At 34.1% G+C, this 1537-nt stretch carries 4 protein-coding genes; all 4 read left to right on the top strand.

Annotated features, from left to right (window positions below; all coding sequences use genetic code 11):
- On the top strand, positions 1–247 hold a 247-nt coding region (locus E7T07_RS10910; RefSeq protein WP_210403521.1), incomplete at its 5' end, for a hypothetical protein.
- Positions 244–366 (top strand): hypothetical protein, encoded by a 123-nt coding sequence (locus E7T07_RS11190; protein WP_281279621.1) that lies wholly within the window; start codon positions 244–246, stop codon positions 364–366. The genes E7T07_RS10910 and E7T07_RS11190, both read left to right, overlap by 4 nt.
- A 234-nt stretch (positions 367–600) precedes the next feature.
- The gene (locus tag E7T07_RS10905) at positions 601–1128 is read left to right on the top strand and encodes a type III toxin-antitoxin system ToxN/AbiQ family toxin (protein WP_135711143.1); all 528 of its coding nucleotides are present in this window, start codon (positions 601–603) and stop codon (positions 1126–1128) included.
- A 152-nt stretch (positions 1129–1280) separates the two neighbouring features.
- On the top strand, positions 1281–1537 hold a 257-nt coding region (locus E7T07_RS10900), incomplete at its 3' end, for a hypothetical protein (RefSeq protein WP_135711142.1).

The raw sequence follows: 1537 nt of genomic DNA, 5'->3' as shown, positions 1-1537 counted from the left end.
AATACGACAAACTACGAATGAGTATTTAGTGATGGCAAGAGACACAAAAGTTAATTTATCCGATGTAGAAGAGCTTTTTACAAGCACCGTAATTATTGATCCTGTAGAGCTCAACGCTTTATTAGATAAATATACGGACGATGAACTCGAACTGTTGCATCAATTAGAGAATAATCTCGTTGCAACAAAAACGCATGACCAAGTAATGGAAAACCTTCGCAAGGCTTTACATTTGGATGAAAAATGATGAAATTGGATTACAACATTATTTGGTATGATTTAGCAGAGCGTAAATTGCTAAAACAGGCTGAATATCTTCATAAATTCCGTAAAAGTAAAGGAAAATCTAATAATATTTCGTTATAGCACTTGAAACACCCCTGAAAAATAGCTATATTATGGTCAAAGGGCGTAAGCTGCCATAAGTGCTACTCAATTAGGTGCTTCGCTACCAAATAATGCGAGTTTTATAAGTAGGTGCTTCGCTACCAAATAATGCGAGTTTTATGAGTAGGTGCTTCGCTACCAAATAATGCGAGTGTTAAAGTAACAGTAAAAAAGAGCAGCGATGACTGCTCTTTTTTGCTATATGAGGTATTTATGACAGGTCATACGCTTGAACTCTACTATATTGATGATGAATATATTCGCTTTTTAAAGCAAGCCGGGAATAATGGCGTAGAATATAATTATGCTAAAGCAGATAATCAAAAGCCATATTTAGGGGTTGTTTTAGTTGTGAATACATATAAGTATTTTGCTCCGCTGTCATCGCCCAAAGCTAAATATGAAAAAATGTCTAGTAGTAATCCAACTACCTTTAAAATTCTTAAAGGACAGAATAAGAAGCTATTAGGCGTTGTTCGATTAAACAATATGCTCCCTGCTCCTGATTCAGCTTTACATCGGATTGAAGTCAATGCTATTCCAAATCAGGACTATAAAAATTTACTTCTTTCTCAACGGCGCATTATTTTGTCTAATGCCGATAAAATTCAGCGTAAAGCAGAAATAATGTATGATCTTGTTGTGAATAAAAAGAATGAGTTTTATTGCAAGTTATCTAACAATTTTTCTGAACTTGAAAAGTCTTTAGATAACTATACCAAACTTGAATCTAGTGAGTAAAAAATTGCCCTGGCGTATCCGCTAGGGCGATTTTTTATTTCTTATCGAACTCAAATTCGACTTTCGTTTCCGCCTTGTTGAGCTTCAAACAATCATAAACTTTTATAGGCTTCTCATCTTGGAATCTACATATACACCGTTTGGACATAAAAATGTTAAGCGCAAAACGAAAAGCAGAAATGATTCAAAGTTTGAAAGATGATTATGTTGTACTGACAGATATTGTCTGTGAAGTTATTGCTGATACTAAAGCAGATATGATTGTCTTAAAAAGAGAAAATATCCATGTCTCTGATTTTGAACAAGATAAATACCGTTTACATCAGCTTGATAATGCGTATTTGTCCCTGTGTGATAAAGATCAGGTTAAAGCCGTTGATGTCATTGAACAAATTTATGAATTAAGCGA

The sequence above is a fragment of the Actinobacillus porcinus genome (assembly GCF_901764995.1).
GTDB classification, from domain to species: Bacteria; Pseudomonadota; Gammaproteobacteria; order Enterobacterales; family Pasteurellaceae; genus Exercitatus; species Exercitatus porcinus.
The sequence above is the reverse complement of the archived record's forward strand: the minus strand, read 5'-3'. Positions and strand labels throughout refer to the sequence as shown.

Excerpts from the sequence above, each read along its gene's own strand:
- E7T07_RS11190 (WP_281279621.1), top strand. The coding sequence starts at position 244 with ATGATGAAATTGGATTACAACATTATTTGGTATGATTTAGCAGAGCGT.
- E7T07_RS10905 (WP_135711143.1), top strand. The coding sequence starts at position 601 with ATGACAGGTCATACGCTTGAACTCTACTATATTGATGATGAATATATT.